At 56.0% G+C, this 1,378-nt stretch carries 1 protein-coding gene; it reads right to left on the bottom strand.

Features of this window, described 5'->3' with window-relative positions; all coding sequences use genetic code 11:
• The coding region (locus tag PMI41_RS24360) for an autotransporter outer membrane beta-barrel domain-containing protein (protein ID WP_008126917.1) at positions 1 to 1,378 on the bottom strand (1,378 nt) is incomplete at both ends.

The raw sequence follows: 1,378 nt of genomic DNA on the forward strand, positions 1-1,378 counted from the left end.
AGACTGCTACCTGTGCCAGCAGTGGATTATCCCACCCCGCGGACTGAATGCCTTTCCACACACCCTTTTGATTGCGGCTCTTAACGCCAATCGCCAGATATTCAGGAGACAGATATGCTTCTAGTTTTGCTTCAAGCAATTTCTTCTCGAGAGCGTCCTTGGCCTTCTGATCGGCAAGTTTCTTCGCGTCAGCAGCAGCCTTCGCCAACGCTTCGGCTTCCTCCGCCTTTTTGACCTTCTCGGCCTCCTCAGCGGCTAGGCGTGCGTCCTCATCAGCTACCCGCTTGGCTTCCGCTTCCGCAGCCTTCTCGTCAGCTATGCGCTTCTTGTCGGCTGCAATACGATCTTCTTCGGCCTTCTGATCGGCAAGTTTCTTTGCGTCAGCAGCAGCCTTCGCCAACGTTTCGGCTTCCTCCGCCTGTTTGACCTTCTCGGCCTCCTCAGCGGCTAGGCGTGCGTCCTCATCAGCTATGCGCTTGGCTTCCGCTTCCGCAGCCTTCTCATCAGCTATGCGCTTCCTGTCGGCTGCAATACGATCTTCTTCGGCCTTCTGATCGGCAAGTTTCTTCGCGTCAGCAGCAGCCTTCGCCAACGCTTCGGCTTCCTCCGCCTGTTTGACCTTCTCGGCCTCCTCAGCGGCTAGGCGTGCAGCCTCATCAGCTATGCGCTTGGCTTCCGCTTCCGCAGCCTTCTCGTCAGCTATGCGCTTGACCTCTGCCAATCGCGCCTTTTCCGCTTCAAGTGCAGCCAGTTGCTTTTCAAGCTCCACAATCTTTGCGGTTTTCACATCCGGGGTAAAATCAAAGCCAAGCACGACCTTGTTCCTGTCAGCATAATCAAGATTGGCAGTGATGTAGTTGTACCGCGGCCAGACGCCATCGAACTGGCCTGTCACACCTTTGCTTGCTGTTACAATGTCAAAACTCTTCAGGAACAGGCTCTTGGTGACATCCTCGGTCAAAAGCGCCGTATCGTTTTCCAACCGCACATTGACGATACCACCAAGAAGCATCGCCTCACCGGCAATCGCCAGTTGATCCGCACTTAGAAAGTCAGGCTTGATCTCGACATTGAAAACACTGCCCTTCTCGAACGTCGCATCCTTGCTGACATTGAGCGTGCCAACCGAATTGCCCGGCGAGACAATGCCCCCGCTCTTGGCAACAAGGCTTTCAAGCGTGCCTGTGCCGAAAACAGTTCCGCCCTCGCTGACACTGGTCGCGCCACTCGCGCCATTGATTGCGGCAAAGCCGCCGATAACCGATGTGTCGCCCGCTGTTCCGCCAGCAGCAACGTTCAGACGCCCACCCTTGTTGACAGTCGTGGCAGCCGCAATGCCCTCCACCGTAAACAGCCCGGTATCATTGACAATCGACGC

This window comes from Phyllobacterium sp. YR531, from assembly GCF_000282595.1.
Lineage (GTDB): Bacteria > Pseudomonadota > Alphaproteobacteria > Rhizobiales > Rhizobiaceae > Phyllobacterium.